The sequence below is a fragment of the Psychrobacter pulmonis genome, from assembly GCF_904846465.1.
Taxonomy (GTDB): Bacteria; Pseudomonadota; Gammaproteobacteria; order Pseudomonadales; family Moraxellaceae; genus Psychrobacter; species Psychrobacter faecalis.
In genome coordinates this window covers 140,296-157,110 of record NZ_CAJHAT010000004.1, presented here as the reverse complement: position 1 = coordinate 157,110, position 16,815 = coordinate 140,296, and the positions used below count along the sequence as shown (strand labels likewise).

The window sequence follows — 16,815 nt, the reverse complement described above, 5'->3', positions numbered from 1 at the left end:
TTAACGCTCAACTTGGCTCACATCACGGACGGCACCCGTATCGGCACTGGTAGTCATAGCTGCATAAGCACGCAGCGCAGGCGAGACGTGACGCTCACGGCTCACAGGCTTCCATGCGTTACGTCCACGCGCTTCCATCTCTTCACGGCGCGCAGCAAGCTCGGCATCGCTGACTTGCATATTGATGGTACGGTTCGGGATATCAATATGAATGGTATCGCCTTCTTGTACTAAACCAATCGCGCCACCTTCAGCTGCTTCTGGGCTGGCGTGACCAATGGATAAGCCTGAGGTGCCGCCAGAGAAACGACCATCTGTGAGCAGCGCACACTCTTTGCCCAAACCTTTAGACTTAAGATAAGTGGTTGGATAAAGCATTTCTTGCATACCAGGCCCACCTTTTGGGCCTTCATAGCGAATGATGACCACATCGCCGGCGACAATTTGGTCATCAAGCACGGCGGCTACGGCAGCGTCTTGTGATTCAAAGATACGTGCGCGTCCGGTAAAGACTAAGATGCTTTCATCGACGCCTGCGGTTTTAACCACGCAGCCGCGCTCAGCAATATTGCCGTATAGTACTGCTAAGCCGCCATCGGTTGAATAGGCATGCTGAGCACTACGAATACAGCCCGACTCACGATTGACGTCAAGGTTTGGCCACTCTTTTGATTGCGAGAAGGCCTGCGTGGTACGGACGCCACCAGGAGCGGCAATATAGCGCGCACGTGCCTCAGTATTATCAGGATTCATGATATCCCATTTATCGATAGCATCTCTCATGCTTGCGCTATGAATGGTTGGGATATCGGTGGTCAGTAAACTGGCACGGTCAAGCTCGGCAAGTAACGCCATCACACCACCAGCACGGTGGACATCTTCCATATGATATTTTTGTGAAGCAGGAGCGACTTTCGACAGGCAAGGGACACTACGGCTTAGGCGGTCAATATCATGCATTTTAAAATCAACTTCCGCTTCATTGGCGGCGGCAAGTAGATGCAAGATAGTATTGGTCGAGCCACCCATCGCAATATCTAAGCTCATCGCATTTTCAAAAGCGGCTTTGGTAGCGATAGAGCGCGGTAATACCGAATCATCATCTTGCTCATAACGGCGCTTGGCCAATGATACAATCGTGCGACCCGCTTCTAAAAACAACTCGCGGCGTAACGAATGCGTGGCCAATAGCGAGCCATTACCCGGCAATGATAAGCCGAGAGCTTCGGTCAAGCAGTTCATTGAGTTGGCGGTAAACATCCCAGAGCATGAGCCACAAGTTGGGCAAGCCGAGCTTTCAATCGCTAAGACATCTTCATCGCTGATATTATCGTCGGCGGCGTCCATCATGGCATCGACCAAATCAAGCTTACGAATGGCATTGCCTTTACTGTCAGTGGTATGGACGTCGCTACCGCCATCATTATTATGGCTATGAGCGACAGTACTAGCGATGACCTTGCCAGCTTCCATCGGGCCGCCAGAGACGAAAACAACAGGGATATTGAGGCGCATGGCTGCCATCAGCATACCAGGGGTGATTTTATCGCAGTTAGAAATACAGACTAGGGCGTCGGCGCAGTGGGCGTTGACCATATACTCAACCGAGTCCGCAATCAAATCACGGCTTGGTAATGAATACAACATCCCGCTATGACCCATGGCAATACCATCATCGACCGCAATGGTATTAAACTCTTTTGCCACGCCGCCCGCTTTTTCAATCTCACGCGCCACCAGTTGCCCCAAGTCTTTTAGATGCACGTGACCGGGGACAAACTGGGTAAAGGAGTTGGCAATGGCGATAATCGGTTTGCCAAAGTCGCCATCCGTCATACCCGTCGCACGCCATAGGGCACGAGCACCTGCCATATTACGACCACCAGTAGAAGTTTTTGAGCGATAATCCATGTGATATTCCTTACAAATAAGCGAGATTTATAAACGTCTGCAGCATCCGCTGTCATACGGATAGTGTGCTTTTTATGCTATGAGAGTACTAGTGAATAATACTAAGGCGTTACCATACCATTAGATATGGATAACTGAAAATCATTAACCAATAATCATAAAGACTTGAGGGTCAATATTTAAACGAGGCGCTCTAAAATAGCGCTCTCAAACCAAGGCAAATCGGCTTTATCGGTTTCAAGTTTGGCGATGACGACTAAGGCGTGAGGCGCTGGCAAGAATTGATAGTCAGGACTGGCAGCAATAGTCAGTAGCTGTTTATCGTTTTCGGCTTGCTCATCAATACTGATAAGTGTTTGCTTAGTATTCTTATAAAGCACATCAATACGACCAAAAAACTGCCACTCTTTAAAAGCAGCAGTAAGCGCATCGGCTTCATCTTTGGTATAAATTTGCTGGGTGTCTTTACCAGTATTGGTCCAATGCAGGCGTACGGCCAATTGCAGCGCTTCGCTAAACACCACCAATGAGCCAATCACTTTGACATGCCAAGGGCTGGTGATCAGCGCCTTATCAATACCGATAAGTTTCGCTGCCTCGTCAGCTGTCATGGGGGTATTAAACTGGGCAAGTAGGGCAGGTGTTAATGAATAAGTCTGTTTAATGCTGTCATCTAAACTGTCGTAATGATACAAAAAGGGCAGTGGCATATCCTGCGTCATGATTTTTTTGCTGATTTTACAATTATGGATGCGCCAACTGATCGTTTTATCAGTCAATGCTTCAGCTAAAATAATGGCGTTTGGCTCAATGCTTGACAAGGTTGACGGTGCGCTATCTTCAAGCGTTTCATTAACCGCAGTATGATTTCTCATAGTGTCATAAGCGTGGTCGCTATGAGCGTCAGTAGTGTTTGATGATTGGGGTAATTGGGTTGGCAAGGCAGTCAAATCCATAAACCTGAGGTGATTAAAATAGAGGATTAATATAACATTTAAAGCGCACGGCTCGCCAATAAATTAATCGTATCACTTATAGAATTGTTGGTAGCAAAACTCAGTAAAATTGAAAGTGGCTAGTGAATGTATCAGCCACTTGTACTCAATCCAAATTTCGTCCACTATATTTGCTGAGCTATTTACCCTTTAGTACTGATAACCACGTAATGATAAATAATTAATGACCACCAATTAAGGAATAAAAATGAGTCAAGATAATCAAACCAAATACGATGATAATAATATCTTTGCCAAAATGCTTAACGGTGATATCCCTTATCATAAAGTTTATGAGAATGACAAAACCCTCGCCTTTATGGATATCATGCCGCAAGCAAAAGGTCATGTACTGGTCATTCCTAAGCAAAAAGCCGTTGATTTAGTCGATCTTGAACCAGAATATGCCGCAGCAGTACTGATGACGTCCAAAAAAGTCATGCAAGCGCAGCGTCAAGTATTCGAGCGTGAGGGTATTATTCAAATGCAGTTAAATGGCGCACAAGCCGGACAAACTGTTTTTCATTACCATGTGCATCTGATTCCATCGAGCATTCATGAGCTAGGTCGTCATGCGGTCACGCAAGCAGATCAAAGTGAGCTTGCTGAGATGGCGAAACAGTTAGCAGGCGCTATTAATCCTTAATGTCTTAAATTGACCATTCATAATGCAATCAGCAATAAAAAAGGCAGCTAACAAGTTGCCTTTTTTATTGCTGAGTAATAGTCATGTAACAAACGTTAAAATAGTGTTACGAGTCAGGCACTTGCCTAGGGTTTTTGCAGAGAGTGTGATAAAAATTATATTTGCTTTATAAGCGGTTTGATAAGAGCCGAACGAGATACTGCCTTTATTCGTACAAATTCATAAAGTTGGCAGTGCTACCTTTTCTTGTTGTATTTAGCTTTTTTATTGATTGTTATTTTTTGAGGACATCATTTTTTATGAGTAAATTACCTCGCTCCACTATTTTGTTACCCGTCTTTGTGCCCGCCGCCACCATTATGTTGTTATTGGTGATTGGTACAGCCATTAATCCTGAGGCAGCTGGTGAGTTGTTTAGTAAGGTATTGGCATTTACCACCGATACGTTCGGCTGGTTTTATATGTTGGCAGTTGCCATATTTTTGATGTTTATTATTGCCTTAGCCTTCTCGCCGTATGGCAGTATTAAGTTGGGCCCTGACCACGCGGATGCTGAATATAACTTCCTTGAATGGTTTGCCATGCTATTCTCAGCGGGGTATGGCATTGCCTTACTGTTTTATGGCGTTGCAGAGCCAGTATTACATTTCGCCAGTCCACCCCTGTCCACACCGCAAACTATTGCAGCTGCAAAAGAGGCGATGCAAATTGCTTATTTCCACTGGGGTTTTCATATTTGGGCGATTTATGGTGTGGTTGGCTTGTCACTGGCGTACTTCTCGTTTCGGCATGGTCTGCCATTGTCCGTGCGCTCAACGCTCTATCCACTAATCGGTGACAAAATCCATGGCCCCATTGGGCATACCGTCGATGTGTTTGCGATTGTCGGTACTATGTTTGGTATCGCCACCAGTTTGGGATTGTCAGTCGCGCAAATTAATGCAGGTTTAAATTATCTGTTGCCAAATACGGTGCCAGTCAGTACCACGGTACAAGTGATTATTATTGCCTTGGTGACGGCGGCGGCACTCGTTTCTGTACTAGCAGGTATGGACAAAGGGGTAAAGCGCTTATCTATCTTAAACATGGTGCTCGCCACTGCCTTGATGCTATTTGTATTTGTTGTTGGACCTTCAGTATTCATTCTAAATGCCTTTATGGAAAACACGGGCAGCTATCTAGGCAATATTGTCGAGCGTACCTTTAGTTTACAAGCCTATCAATCGAGCGATTGGATCGGTAGCTGGACACTATTTATTTTTGCATGGACCATTGCGTGGGCGCCTTTTGTTGGGCTATTTATCGCCAAGATTAGTCGTGGACGTACCATTCGTGAGTTTGTTCTTGGTGTAATGCTGGTGCCAACGTTGTTTACCTTTTTCTGGTTCTCGGTATTCGGTGATACTGCGCTACACATGATTATGGTCGATGGTTATGAGGCACTGATTAGCGAGGTACAAAACAACCAAGCCATTGCGTTATTTAAGCTTTTAGAGCAACTACCATTTACCCAAATTGTTTCATCATTGACCGTGCTATTGATTATTACCTTTTTTGTGACCTCGTCGGATTCGGGCTCATTGGTGATTGACTCGCTCGCGGCAGGTGGTCGTAGTGATACGCCATGGTGGCAGCGTACGTTTTGGGTTGTCACTGAGGGTGCAGTCGCTGCGGTGCTACTTATTGCCGGTGGTTTGAGTGCGCTACAGACCGCCGCTATCGTCAGTGCCTTGCCGTTTGCGGTGATTATTCTGATCTCGACCTTTGGTATGTGGCGCGCGCTGCGTATCGAAGGCCATCGTAACGAGAGTTTGGCCAACGACAATCATTTACCGCCGCATCTGTTAAAACTAGACGCTTGGCGTGACCGTATTGATTATATGACCAATCAGCCAACGCGCGATAAAGTACTGGGTTATATCAAAGGTACAGTGCTATCGTCGATGCAAGAGGTGGCAGAGAAATTTGCCGAAACCGGCTGGTTACCTGAGGTTAACTATGATGAGATTAACAATCGCGCCGTACTAGAACTAAGACGCGGGGATAATGTAGAGTTCTGGTACGAAGTGCGCTTGTCAGAGCACGAGGTGCCTGATTATTACACCGAAAACATGGCCAATGAATTACCACAAGAGCATCATCACCGTGCCGAAGTTTATCTGCGCCGCGGTGGTCAGACCTATGATTTATATGGCTATCAGTCTGAATCGGTGATTAATGACATTATCGATCAATTTGAAAAGTATCTACACTTTGTCAATGTTTCGCCAAATATCTTGCCGTGGCGTATGCAGCAACATGATGATGACATCACGCTGGAGCAAGGCAGTGTGTTTGATAAATAAATGTGTATTCGTGTGTTAAAAAGGGCAGCTAAGCAGCTGTCTTTTTTCGTTAAATAGCGATGTTTTTCAATATTAATAAACAAAGCAATATTTTTTATCATTATTAGGTAATGTAACTATTGGCTCAGTGATTTAAGATTTATTTGAATAACTGGGCGTTATATAACAATATTAGACGCATACCCAAATTTAAGATTTTTTGAGAATTTTTTATGAGTAAACCTCGCTCTACTATTTTGATGCCAGTATTTATACCGACGGCCATTGTCATGTTATTGCTGGTAGTGGGGACATCGGTCAACCCACAGCTGGCGAGTGGTTTGTTTGTCCAAGTACTAGAGTTTACCACCGAGACATTCGGCTGGTTTTATATGCTAGCAACCGCGCTGTTTTTGATGTTTGTGGTGGTGCTCGCATTTTCGCCTTATGGCAGTATCAAACTAGGGCCTGACCATGGTGAGGCACAGTACAATTTTATTGAATGGTTTGCGATGTTGTTTTCGGCAGGGTACGGGATTGCTTTGCTATTTTATGGGGTAGCGGAGCCAGTGACGCATTTTGCCTCGCCGCCGCTATCAGAGCCACAAACTATAGCTGCGGCAAAAGAAGCCATGCAGATTGCTTACTTCCATTGGGGTTTCCATATTTGGGCAATTAATGGCGTCGTGGCCTTGACGCTAGCGTATTTTGCTTTTCGGCACGGTTTGCCACTATCGATGCGCTCGACGCTGTATCCCATCATCGGTGAAAAAATTCATGGGCCTATTGGTCATGCGGTTGATGTGTTCGCCATTTTGGGTACTTTATTTGGTTTGGCCACCAGTCTTGGCATTTCAGTGTCGCAGATAAATACGGGTTTGAATTATCTCGTACCAAGCATTCCAGTCAATACAACCGTGCAAGTAATCGCCATTGTCTTGATTACGGGGCTGGCCTTGATATCAGTGCTTGCAGGTATGGACAAAGGAGTTAAACGCTTATCTATCTTGAATATGATACTGGCAACGGCGCTGATGCTATTTGTATTTGCGGTAGGGCCGACGATATTTATTCTCAACGCCTTTATGGAAAACACGGGTAGTTATCTAGGTAATATTGTCGAGCGTACCTTTAGTCTGCAGGCGTATCAGCAAGGCGATTGGATTACCAGTTGGACGCTATTCATTTTTGCATGGACGATTTCTTGGTCGCCTTTCGTCGGTATTTTTATTGCCAAGATTAGTCGTGGTCGTACCATTCGCGAGTTTATCGTTGGCGTGATGCTAGTACCTACCATCTTTACTTTCTTTTGGTTTGCGGTGTTTGGTGATACAGCACTAAATATGATTATGGTTCAAGGCTATGAATCGCTGATTACTGAAGTGCAAAATAACCAAGCGATTGCTTTATTTAAGCTACTTGAGAATCTACCGTTTACCCAAGTGGTATCTGTACTGGCTGTGGTACTTATCATTACCTTTTTTATCACCTCATCCGATTCAGGTTCATTGGTAATTGACTCGCTCGCAGCGGGCGGCCGTAGTGATACGCCGGCATGGCAGCGTACGTTTTGGGTATTGATACTTGGCGTTGTTGCCTCGGCGTTGCTCTTAGCAGGTGGCCTGCAAGCGCTGCAAACAGCGGCAATTGTTAGCGCCTTGCCCTTTACGATTATTATTTTGATTGCGATGTTTGGCATGTGGCGAGCGCTGCGTATCGAAGGTCATCGTAATCAAAGCCTGGCCAGTGACAATCATCTGCCGCCACATCTGTTGAAACTAGATGCATGGCGTGACCGCATTGACTATATGACCCAGCAACCAACGCGCGATAAAGTTTTGGGTTATATTAAAGGTACGGTTTTATCGTCGATGCATGAGGTTGCTGAAAAGTTTGCCGAAACGGGTTGGTTGCCTGAGGTGAATTTTGATGAAGTCAATGACCGCGTGGTATTTGAGCTCAGAGGCGGCGATAACGTCGAGTTTTGGTACGAAGTGCGTTTATCGGAGCATGAAGTGCCAGATTATTATACGGAAGAGATGGCGAGTAAACTGCCGCAAGAGCATCATTATCGGGCGGAAGTTTATCTACGCCGCGGCGGGCAAACCTATGATTTATATGGCTATCAATCAGATTCAGTGATTAACGATATTATTGATCAGTTTGAAAAATATTTGCACTTTATTAATATATCGCCTGACATTTTACCGTGGCGTATGCAAGTACATGACAATGATATTACCTTAGAGCAGGGCAGTGTTTTTGATAAATAGGCATTTTTTCCTTGACGTGCACTAAGTAAATGATTGCCTCAATCACTTGCAATAAAGTTAAGAACCCTTAGAATAACGGCTTGTTTTCACTACGAATCAAGCCGTTTTTTATGCTTATAAATAATCCCGTGTCTAATCAAGCATCAGCAGAAGCTAATAATGACCATCCTTTATTGCAGCCCTTGGTTATTGGCGGCTTGACGATTGAAAACCGTCTGATGGTCGCACCGATGGCTGGCGTGACGGATAATCCGTTTCGTAGACTTTGTAAATCCTTTGGCGCAGGGCATGCCGTTAGTGAAATGATCATCGCTGATACGGCGCTTTATGCGCGCAAAAAATCGCTCTATCGCGCCAATTTTGATAATGAGATTGCGCCTATTTCTGCGCAGATAGCGGGCGCAGAACCGGATAAATTGGCAGAAGCGGCACGCTATCAGATTGATAATGGCGCGCAGATTATTGATATCAATATGGGCTGCCCGGCCAAAAAAGTGTGCCGTAAATTGGCAGGATCTGCGCTCTTGCAAGACGAAGATTTGGTCGCGCGCTTACTGGATGCGGCGGTAGGAGCCGTTGATGCTCCTGTGACCTTAAAAACGCGTTTGGGGTTTGAAAATGGCCGCGAAAATATTTTGCGCGTGGCCAAGCGAGCAGAGCAGGCGGGTATTGCTGCGATTGCCATTCATGGTCGAACGCGTGAGGATATGTATACTGGGGAAGCGCGTTATGAGCTGATTCGAGAAGTCAAAGAAAGCATTAATATTCCTGTGATTGCCAATGGCGATATCGATAGCGCGCAAAAAGCGCAGCGTGTCTATGAGCTGACCGGCTGTGATGCGGTGATGATAGGGCGTGCTGCGCAAGGGCAGCCTTGGATATTTCGCGATATCGAGCATTTTTTGCGCTCAGGAGAAGTGCTTGCTGCACCTAGTGTGAGCGAGATAAAAGAGATTGTCCTAGCGCATTTGCAAGAGCTATATGAGTTTTACGGCGAATATTCAGGCTGCCGAATTGCTCGCAAGCACATTGCGTGGTATACCACCGGCATCCCTAATTCCAACGCTTTTCGCCAAGCCATGTATGGTGAAGAGAGTACCGCTGGGCAGTTTCGCGTGGTCGAAGACTTTTTACACGCGCACGAATAGCAAGAAAAAACGGTCAGTTTAAGCAATCCACTTGATAATAAATACCTAACTGCTAATATTCATGATATTAAATGCATTTTACGGCTTATTTATTAACTTCAATCCAATTATATTTGTTATGCTTTAGGCGAACATTAACGGAAGTATCATTTACGAAAAGGATCTTTTATGGCCAACCCCTCAAAAAAAGCAATCAGCAAAGCAGTCAAAGATAAGCATATTATTATCACAGGGGCATCAAGTGGTATTGGTGAGCGTACGGCCTATTTGCTCAGTGAATGCGGTGCTCATGTGATCTTGCTGGCACGTACTGAAGACAAATTAAAAGCTGTGAAAGACAGTATCGAGGAGCTTGGTGGTAAAGCTACTTATTACCCTTGTGATCTGACCAATATGGATGATATAGAAAAAGTCAGCGCGCAAATTTTGGCAGATTTCGGTCATGTAGATGTCTTGGTTAATAATGCCGGTCGCTCAATTCGCCGCTCGGTGCACGAGTCTATAGATCGCTTCCATGATTTTGAGCGTACCATGGATATTAATTACTTTGGCGCGGTTAAAATAGTGCTTGGGTTTTTGCCGACGATGATTGAACGTCAGACTGGTCAAATTGTTAATATATCATCGATTGGTGTGCTGGCGAATAGCCCGCGTTTTGCCGCTTATGTCGCTTCAAAATCGGCATTGGATGCCTTTAGTCGCTGCTTGGCTGCTGAAGTAAAAGGCGATAATGTCACCATTACCAATATCTTTATGCCATTGGTGCGTACGCCGATGATTGAGCCCACTAAGTTATACCGCTACATGCCTGCGCTTATGCCGGATGAGGCGGCGATGATGGTTGCCAAAGCGATTGTCCATAAACCAAACAGTATTGCCAGTAACATGGGTAAATTTGCCTCAGCGACTTACTCATTAGCACCAGCAATTAACGTTGGTATTCAATCGATGGGTTATCGTATTTTCCCAAGTACTCGTGCTGGATTGACTAGCAATAAAAAACCAAACCTTGCTCAGCGTGCCTTTGCTAGAATTTTACCGGGTGAGCATCACTAAGATAACATGTCTGATGAATTTAAAAAAAGAGATGCTACGGTATCTCTTTTTTAATGTCTTGAAGTTATTCGTAATTTATATGAATTGGTAGGCGGCGAGGTTTATTTACCATAACGCCCGTTATGGGAATATGTTCGGTGCGCTATACAGGTAGCGAAGCATTGGCTATATAATTAGCATTCTTTTGTCTATCATCCTAAATTGTACGAAATTAATTGACCACAGACTTTGATCATAGGAAAGAAAATGTCGTTCTTTTATCCTAAAGATGTAGATTTTATGGAGATGTTTGGATGCGAGAGTCATATAGATAAGGATGGTTTGCTAGAATCCACATTCATTGATACACAAAATAAAAAAATGGTTTTTTCTATCAGTGATATGCAGAACTCAATATCTGCTTATGTATATCAAGATGAAGCAGTAATATTTAAGATATATGAAGAAGGAGCGATGAGGGTCATGATATATGAAAATCAGATCATTATAGAATATCTGAATTATCAGGATTTATACGCTAAAAGACTTACTATTATTGATGTGTATCCAATATTTAAAATTGACCACTGTACTCTGATAGACAAGGATATGAGCCAACTAAACTAAATGCCTTACAGGTATTTTTATATTAAGATATACCTACACCGAACCAATCAGCCCTTCACTGGTTCGGTACCCTAGTGAGGACTTGAATCTTTGGCTGTGAGCTAATGGTATTAAGGTTTCAACTTGCTGAGATAGCCACAGTGTACTTCATGATGTACTTACCATAGATATTCTATCTATGATCGGTGCGCTAGTGAGGACTTGAAGAGACCATCCCAGATTCTGTGTAACTGACGTTTAGATTAAATACTTACACAAAATTTAGGAAGGTCTCTGAAAATTAACCACCTGACACAACTCGTCACCTACTAACAGATCTTGGCGGTCATAAAAGTTGCCCCAACGCTTATAATTATTATCCGTTCTCGACTCAGGGTTATAAGTAATGGCGATGTAGGTTTGAATTTTATTAGTGTCCTAAATTAGTTGACCACCACCAGATTCTTATCAAAGACTTCATCATCTATTATTCGCCAAACGGCAACTTGCTGATGGTCTTTGGTGGTGACTAGATTTAAAGTTTGTTCAATCATTGCTTGAGGTCTCATATCCTTATGATGTTTATTTGCTTCAAACCCAGTTACTTTACACTTAGCGGTTTAATTAAGCTACTTACTTGAGCTATTTGCTTCAGTTATTAGGCTTGGCTACTTACTCAACTTCAATATTCTAAAGGCGCCCTGAATAACTAAAGCAAATACGATGCTACCAATAATCAAATCAGGCGTACTAGAGTGTAACCAATTAACCAAAATCCCTGCAACAATTACCCCTAAATTGATAATCACATCGTTTGAAGTGAAAATCATACTGGCTCGCATATGGGCTTCTTCTTTGCTTTTCGATTTTTGTAGTAAATAGAGGCAAATCGAGTTTGCAATTAGCGCAAGAATCGATATGACTATCATGGTAGAAAAGTCAGGTAACTGCTCATTGCCAAAGAAACGTCTTAGTACTTCTAAAAAACCAAGAATCGCTAGCGTAATTTGAAAATATCCGGCAATTCTAGCAATCCGTTTTTTCTTAATGACCGTTCCACCGACCGCAAATAAGCTAATTCCGTACACGAAGCTATCTGCTAACATATCTAAGCTGTCGGCGACCAACCCCATCGAACGAGAAATCAGTCCCGTGCTCATTTCAATAATAAAGAAAGCAAAGTTAATGACCAGCACTATCCATAGTAGCTTTCTTTGCTCAGCATCTTTTTTGTGACTAGAGTCAGCATCAATTTTAAAATTATTGTTGGGATCAGAGGGGTCAATGGTTTCGGTCGAGAGTAGGGTGTCTCCTAATTTTAGGTCATGAATAGCAGTCTCTATCCCTTCTATATTGTCATGATGAAACACAGTTAATTGACGGTTAGGAATGTCGAACTCAAGATGTTCAATATTCGAGTGGCCCTCTAATTTCATTCGGATTAGGTTTTCCTCCGAAGGGCAGTCCATCTTCGATATTTTAAAAGTTGTTTTATTCATAGCTACATTTATATCCGGGTGGTGGTTCAAAAAGTAGGCTGAAAAAAACAGGCTGAGAAATTGATAAATAGTGAAATGCAAATGACACTATACATCAAATGCCCAGCCTGTCTAAGTGACAATATAAAGAAAAATGGTTTCAAAAGCTATACCCTAGCGGAACCAGCAATTTCACCCTTAAAACCTATTAACAGACCACTTAAAACAGACTGCTATAATGGAACCGCTTATAACAGACTAGCCAAAAATTCGCCACATTATCCAAAACAATCCTGCCATAACGATAGCAATGACCAATAGCCGCTTTGCCCAATAAGGGATGAGCGGTTTTTTATAGCCCAAATCATTAAGCTGGCTGTCAACGCCGTCTTGTAGACTTTGGAAGCCTTGCTCAGAGGGCGTGCTTTTGACTTTACTTCTAATCAATTGCTCAGGCTCTTCTTGCACTTGTTCTCTATCAAAGCTAAAAGCTTGGCTTGGGATACCTTGTTTATTGGCGATAGTCGTGAGAGTTTGCTGCTGCTTGTTCTTTAGCGCAAGCTCGTAAGCATCTATGCGAGATTTAGCGGCATCCATACTGATATTTTCATCAGCGGCCAAGGTTTTAATTGCCTGCACCAAATTGCCTTTTTCGACCATCATCATCACAGCTTTTGGCAGTTTTTTATTGGCGGGCGTTGAGCCTGAATCAGAGTCGAACATGACAGTCCTTATTTGGGTGAGATACTAGGTAGGTGAGGGTATTATAACCATTTTATCCCCGCAAAATTCAAGCAAAAAAATACCGCAACCATTATCATGTCTGCGGTATTTTCATAGCGCTTAGCGAATTTTAATAAAAAATTGCCATAAACGCTTGTTTAAATTATCTAGGATAATTTATAGGTCTTTCCAGCGTTGGATAGACTCTTTGATGACTTCTTTAGCTTCTGCAACGTCACCCCAAGATTCGACCACCGTTGTACCGGCTTTTTTAAGGTCTTTATAGTGGCTAAAATGGAATTGTAATTGGTTGATCAGCTGCTTTGGTAAGTCTTCTAGGCTGTTGTAAGCATTGCCTGTATCACGGTCGTCAGCAGGTACGACGACGATTTTGTCATCGACTTCGCCATCATCAACGAATTTCATCACGCCGATAACTTTCGCTTTTAAGAAAATGCCAGTAGGCAAAGGCTGTTCTGTGATGATAAGCGCATCTAACTCATCGCCATCTTCATCAAGGGTTTGCGGGATAAAACCGTAGTTACAAGGTTTGGCGAAAATCTGTGGGTCAACACGGTCAAGCTCAAATACCGCCAATTCGCGGTTCCACTCAATTTTATGGCTGCTACCAGTTGGGATTTCTACGACCACATTAATGATGCCACCATCGACGTCGCCTGCGTCCAAAATTTTATTAAAATCTGCCATAAATTGCTCCAAGGTGCTTTTGTTATGAATGCTTCAATGATAAAGGGTTAGATGTTGGCGCGCTAAGGTTTTTGCTGCGCCCAATTTGTGCGCCTGCGATTATAACAAGTTTGACTCAAATTTTCTCACAATGCTTAAGTCTAAGCGTGCACGATATTATGCAAAAAAGGATTATGCAAAAACAGTAATTAAAAACTATTTAGGAGCGAGGGCACGTAATTGGATATGTCCAGCATGACGCTTGGCAATATTAGAGATAAGTTTTTGCGTCACTTGTTCATAGCTTAAACAGTTGGTCATTGCTGGCATAGATTGCTCTGCTGCCTGCGCTGCCAGTTGTTTATCCTGCGCTTGCTTATCCATGGCGGCAAAGTCAGCCAGTCGTAACATTTGCATGCCCGCATAGCCGCAAGGGTTAATGGCATTAAAGGCCGATAAATCACAATCTAAATTAATCGCGACCCCATGATAACTAAAACCATGCTTGATTTTAAAGCCAAGTGAAGCGATTTTACCCAGCATAATGGCGTCATCAATCGGAAGCTCAGTGACTGGTTGAGCCTTGTCATTGCTGGCAGTATTCAGATGGCTATATAAATAAACCCCGGGCGCATCGCGGCGGGCATGGGCGCTGATAAGACTGCTATTAGACGCGTGGCTTTTTAGGCAGTCATTGACCACATCTTCAATCGCTTGCTCGGCGTGCGATACCATGTTACGCACACTCCAGCCCAGACTTTCCAAATCAAACAACCAATAGATAACCAACTGTCCATGCCCGTGCCATGTCACCTGACCGCCGCGGTCGGTCTTGATAATCGGGGTATTGGTACGTTGTAGGATATGCTCTTCTTTACCGGCTTGTCCAAGCGTATAGACATCATTGTGATCGACAATCCAAAGCTCGTCAGGCGTGCGTAGACCTTGCTCTTTTTTGAGCGCGATACGTGCTAACGTACGCGATAGCATAGCATCAAGGGTAGGGACGTAATCAGCAGCTGAGAGTGATTTGCTGACCAGCATATCATTGAGTGGTTGCGCGGTATTTTGCATGAGAGTGATTGTCTTATGGTTTGGTTATTAAAAAAGGGGCTTCTTATTGATATTTAGTGTAGCAGTTTTAGCTTTTGTGCCCAAATCTAAATTTCGCTATTTAATCTATGAATTAATTGTCCGAGCTGCGTTAAAAATACGGTTAAATTGCGGCAATATAACCCTTGCCTGACACGTATTTCATACAAACCCAGTAGTCAATCAAAGGTGCTGTTCATTGATTGGACAATGCGCTACATTAAACGGCATTGAATAAAATACTGTTTAGCAGCATTGAATGGAATCTCAGGCGCTTTTCGTACTTTAGAGACTGCTTATTTTAACGACCATAGATTCAGAGTCCTAAATCGATAATAGCGTACTGACTCTAACGCTCATAACAAGGAAGACAAATGACTGATAGTAATCAAAATACACCCTCTCAAAATGAGCCTACGCCAACCAATCAAACTCAAAAACCAAATCATGCCCATAATGCAGATGAGTCTCTTAGTATCATTAAAACGGTCGCTGATATGCAAGCGCAATTTGCGCGCTTACAAAAGCTGAGCCGCACGCAGCCTATCAATGATTGGACCACGCGTGAAAATCAACTCGATAATTTAGAGGTGATGCTAAGCGACAACCAAGCGCTACTTGCCAAAGCGATTAGTGCCGATTTTGGCTATCGTAGTGAGTCCGAAACACAGTTTGCTGAGCTATTTCCAAGCTTTACCGGTATTAGCCATGCAAAAAAGAATGGTAAAAAATGGATGAAGCCGCAGCGGGTATCGATTTCAGCGCTTTATATGCCAGCTCATAATGAGATTCAGCCGCAGCCGCTTGGCGTGGTCGGTATTATGGTGCCTTGGAATTACCCGCTATTTTTAGCAGTCGGACCGATGATTGATGCGCTGGTAGCGGGCAATCGCATTATGATTAAGATGAGCGAGGCGGCACCGCAATTTGCTCAAACCTTTGCTGAGACTATTTCGCGTTATTTTTCACCGGATATGGTTTCTGTGGTGATTGGCGAAGTTGAGATTGCCGAAGCCTTTAGTAAACTGCCTTTTGACCATTTATTGTATACCGGCTCGACTGCGGTCGGCAAAAAAGTCATGGCGGCGGCGGCACCGAACTTAACGCCAGTCACCCTTGAGCTGGGTGGTAAGTCGCCGGTTATCGTTTTAGAAGGTGCTAATTTAGAAAACGCTGTTAATCGCGTGATGATGGGTAAAACGCTTAATGCGGGTCAAACCTGTATTGCGCCTGATTATGTATTGGTTCAACGTCAATATCATGAGGAATTTACCCGTCTGGCAAAAGAGTGGATGGAAAAGCATTATCCCAATATTGCAGACAATCCTGATTACTCGCACATCATCAACGGCGAGCAGTTTAAACGCGTCAAAGGCTATCTCGATGATCTAGAAGATGACCATATCCATCAGTTGACGGATGCAGATGCTGATCACGACAGCCGCCTGATGCCGCCAGTGATTGTCAAAGAGCCTGCGCCTGATAGTGAGCTGATGCAAAACGAGATTTTTGCGCCGATTTTGCCCTTGATGCACTATGACACTCTCGATGATGCTATTGATTTTATCAATGAGCGTCCACGCCCGTTGGCACTTTATGTCTTTGGTGACAACAGCAGCGAGATAGATCAGGTGCGTAACAATACGGTGTCAGGCGGTCTGTGTATCAATGAAGTCATTATGCATGTGGCGCAGCATGACTTGCCGTTCGGCGGGGTTGGGCACTCAGGTACGGGCGCTTACCACGGTAAAGCTGGTTTTGAGCGACTTAGTCATATGAAGCCGGTATTCATACAATCGAAGCTCAATGGTCTTAATATTTTATTGCCGCCGTATGGTGGTGTATTTAAAAAAGCCATGGCACTGTTTTTAAAATAACAATACGCTCTAAATAAGTA

The 16,815-nt window shown here is 43.8% G+C and carries 14 protein-coding genes and 1 pseudogene; 8 read left to right on the top strand and 7 right to left on the bottom strand.

Annotated features, from left to right (window positions below; all coding sequences use genetic code 11):
• Positions 1 to 1,911: a dihydroxy-acid dehydratase gene (gene ilvD / locus JMX70_RS08665; protein WP_068408234.1), complete on the bottom strand. Its 1,911-nt coding sequence runs from the start codon at positions 1,909 to 1,911 to the stop codon at positions 1 to 3.
• A gap of 179 nt (positions 1,912 to 2,090) precedes the next feature.
• Positions 2,091 to 2,867 (bottom strand): hypothetical protein, encoded by a 777-nt coding sequence (locus JMX70_RS08660; protein WP_191691841.1) that lies wholly within the window; start codon positions 2,865 to 2,867, stop codon positions 2,091 to 2,093.
• Between the two features lie 247 nt (positions 2,868 to 3,114).
• On the opposite strand from JMX70_RS08660, the gene JMX70_RS08655 reads away from it, so the two are divergent.
• The 6 genes from JMX70_RS08655 to JMX70_RS08630 all read left to right on the top strand — a co-directional run bounded on the left by JMX70_RS08655 (position 3,115) and on the right by JMX70_RS08630 (position 10,959).
• The gene (locus JMX70_RS08655; protein ID WP_201591314.1) at positions 3,115 to 3,552 is read left to right on the top strand and encodes an HIT family protein; all 438 of its coding nucleotides are present in this window, start codon (positions 3,115 to 3,117) and stop codon (positions 3,550 to 3,552) included.
• 299 nt (positions 3,553 to 3,851) lie between these two features.
• Positions 3,852 to 5,897, top strand: coding sequence for a BCCT family transporter (locus JMX70_RS08650; protein ID WP_201591311.1), 2,046 nt, complete (start codon positions 3,852 to 3,854; stop codon positions 5,895 to 5,897).
• Between the two features lie 212 nt (positions 5,898 to 6,109).
• Positions 6,110 to 8,149, top strand: a complete 2,040-nt coding sequence (locus tag JMX70_RS08645) for a BCCT family transporter (protein ID WP_201591309.1) — start codon at positions 6,110 to 6,112, stop codon at positions 8,147 to 8,149.
• A gap of 110 nt (positions 8,150 to 8,259) precedes the next feature.
• A complete protein-coding gene (gene dusB / locus JMX70_RS08640) occupies positions 8,260 to 9,297 on the top strand; it encodes a tRNA dihydrouridine synthase DusB (RefSeq protein WP_144297609.1) in 1,038 nt (345 codons plus the stop codon).
• Between the two features lie 168 nt (positions 9,298 to 9,465).
• The gene (locus JMX70_RS08635; protein WP_201591288.1) at positions 9,466 to 10,353 is read left to right on the top strand and encodes an SDR family NAD(P)-dependent oxidoreductase; all 888 of its coding nucleotides are present in this window, start codon (positions 9,466 to 9,468) and stop codon (positions 10,351 to 10,353) included.
• Between the two features lie 246 nt (positions 10,354 to 10,599).
• Positions 10,600 to 10,959: a hypothetical protein gene (locus JMX70_RS08630; RefSeq protein ID WP_201591285.1), complete on the top strand. Its 360-nt coding sequence runs from the start codon at positions 10,600 to 10,602 to the stop codon at positions 10,957 to 10,959.
• 422 nt (positions 10,960 to 11,381) lie between these two features.
• On the opposite strand, the gene JMX70_RS12615 is transcribed toward JMX70_RS08630, so the two are convergent.
• Entirely contained in the window at positions 11,382 to 11,507 is a 126-nt protein-coding gene (locus tag JMX70_RS12615) for a hypothetical protein (protein ID WP_256713876.1), read from the bottom strand.
• A gap of 99 nt (positions 11,508 to 11,606) precedes the next feature.
• The gene (locus tag JMX70_RS08625; protein ID WP_201591282.1) at positions 11,607 to 12,437 is read right to left on the bottom strand and encodes a cation transporter; all 831 of its coding nucleotides are present in this window, start codon (positions 12,435 to 12,437) and stop codon (positions 11,607 to 11,609) included.
• Positions 12,438 to 12,512: 75 nt separating this feature from the next.
• Between JMX70_RS08625 and JMX70_RS08620 the strand changes: the two are divergent.
• Positions 12,513 to 12,587, top strand: a pseudogene (locus tag JMX70_RS08620) (IS1 family transposase); the annotation flags it as partial.
• Between the two features lie 87 nt (positions 12,588 to 12,674).
• On the opposite strand, the gene JMX70_RS08615 reads toward JMX70_RS08620, so the two are convergent.
• From JMX70_RS08615 to JMX70_RS08605, 3 genes are all read right to left on the bottom strand, one after another.
• Positions 12,675 to 13,139 carry a hypothetical protein gene (locus JMX70_RS08615; protein ID WP_201591279.1) on the bottom strand — a complete coding sequence of 155 codons (465 nt, stop codon included), beginning with the start codon at positions 13,137 to 13,139 and terminating at the stop codon, positions 12,675 to 12,677.
• A gap of 177 nt (positions 13,140 to 13,316) precedes the next feature.
• On the bottom strand, positions 13,317 to 13,847 hold the full coding sequence (locus JMX70_RS08610) for an inorganic diphosphatase (RefSeq protein WP_025651820.1): 531 nt from the start codon (positions 13,845 to 13,847) through the stop codon (positions 13,317 to 13,319).
• A 195-nt stretch (positions 13,848 to 14,042) separates the two neighbouring features.
• Positions 14,043 to 14,900, bottom strand: a complete 858-nt coding sequence (locus JMX70_RS08605; RefSeq protein WP_191691852.1) for a lipoyl protein ligase domain-containing protein — start codon at positions 14,898 to 14,900, stop codon at positions 14,043 to 14,045.
• A 392-nt stretch (positions 14,901 to 15,292) separates the two neighbouring features.
• Between JMX70_RS08605 and JMX70_RS08600 the strand changes: the two genes are divergently transcribed.
• Complete coding sequence (locus JMX70_RS08600; RefSeq protein ID WP_201591276.1) at positions 15,293 to 16,795, top strand: coniferyl aldehyde dehydrogenase; 1,503 nt, start codon at positions 15,293 to 15,295, stop codon at positions 16,793 to 16,795.
• Positions 16,796 to 16,815 lie beyond the last annotated feature (20 nt).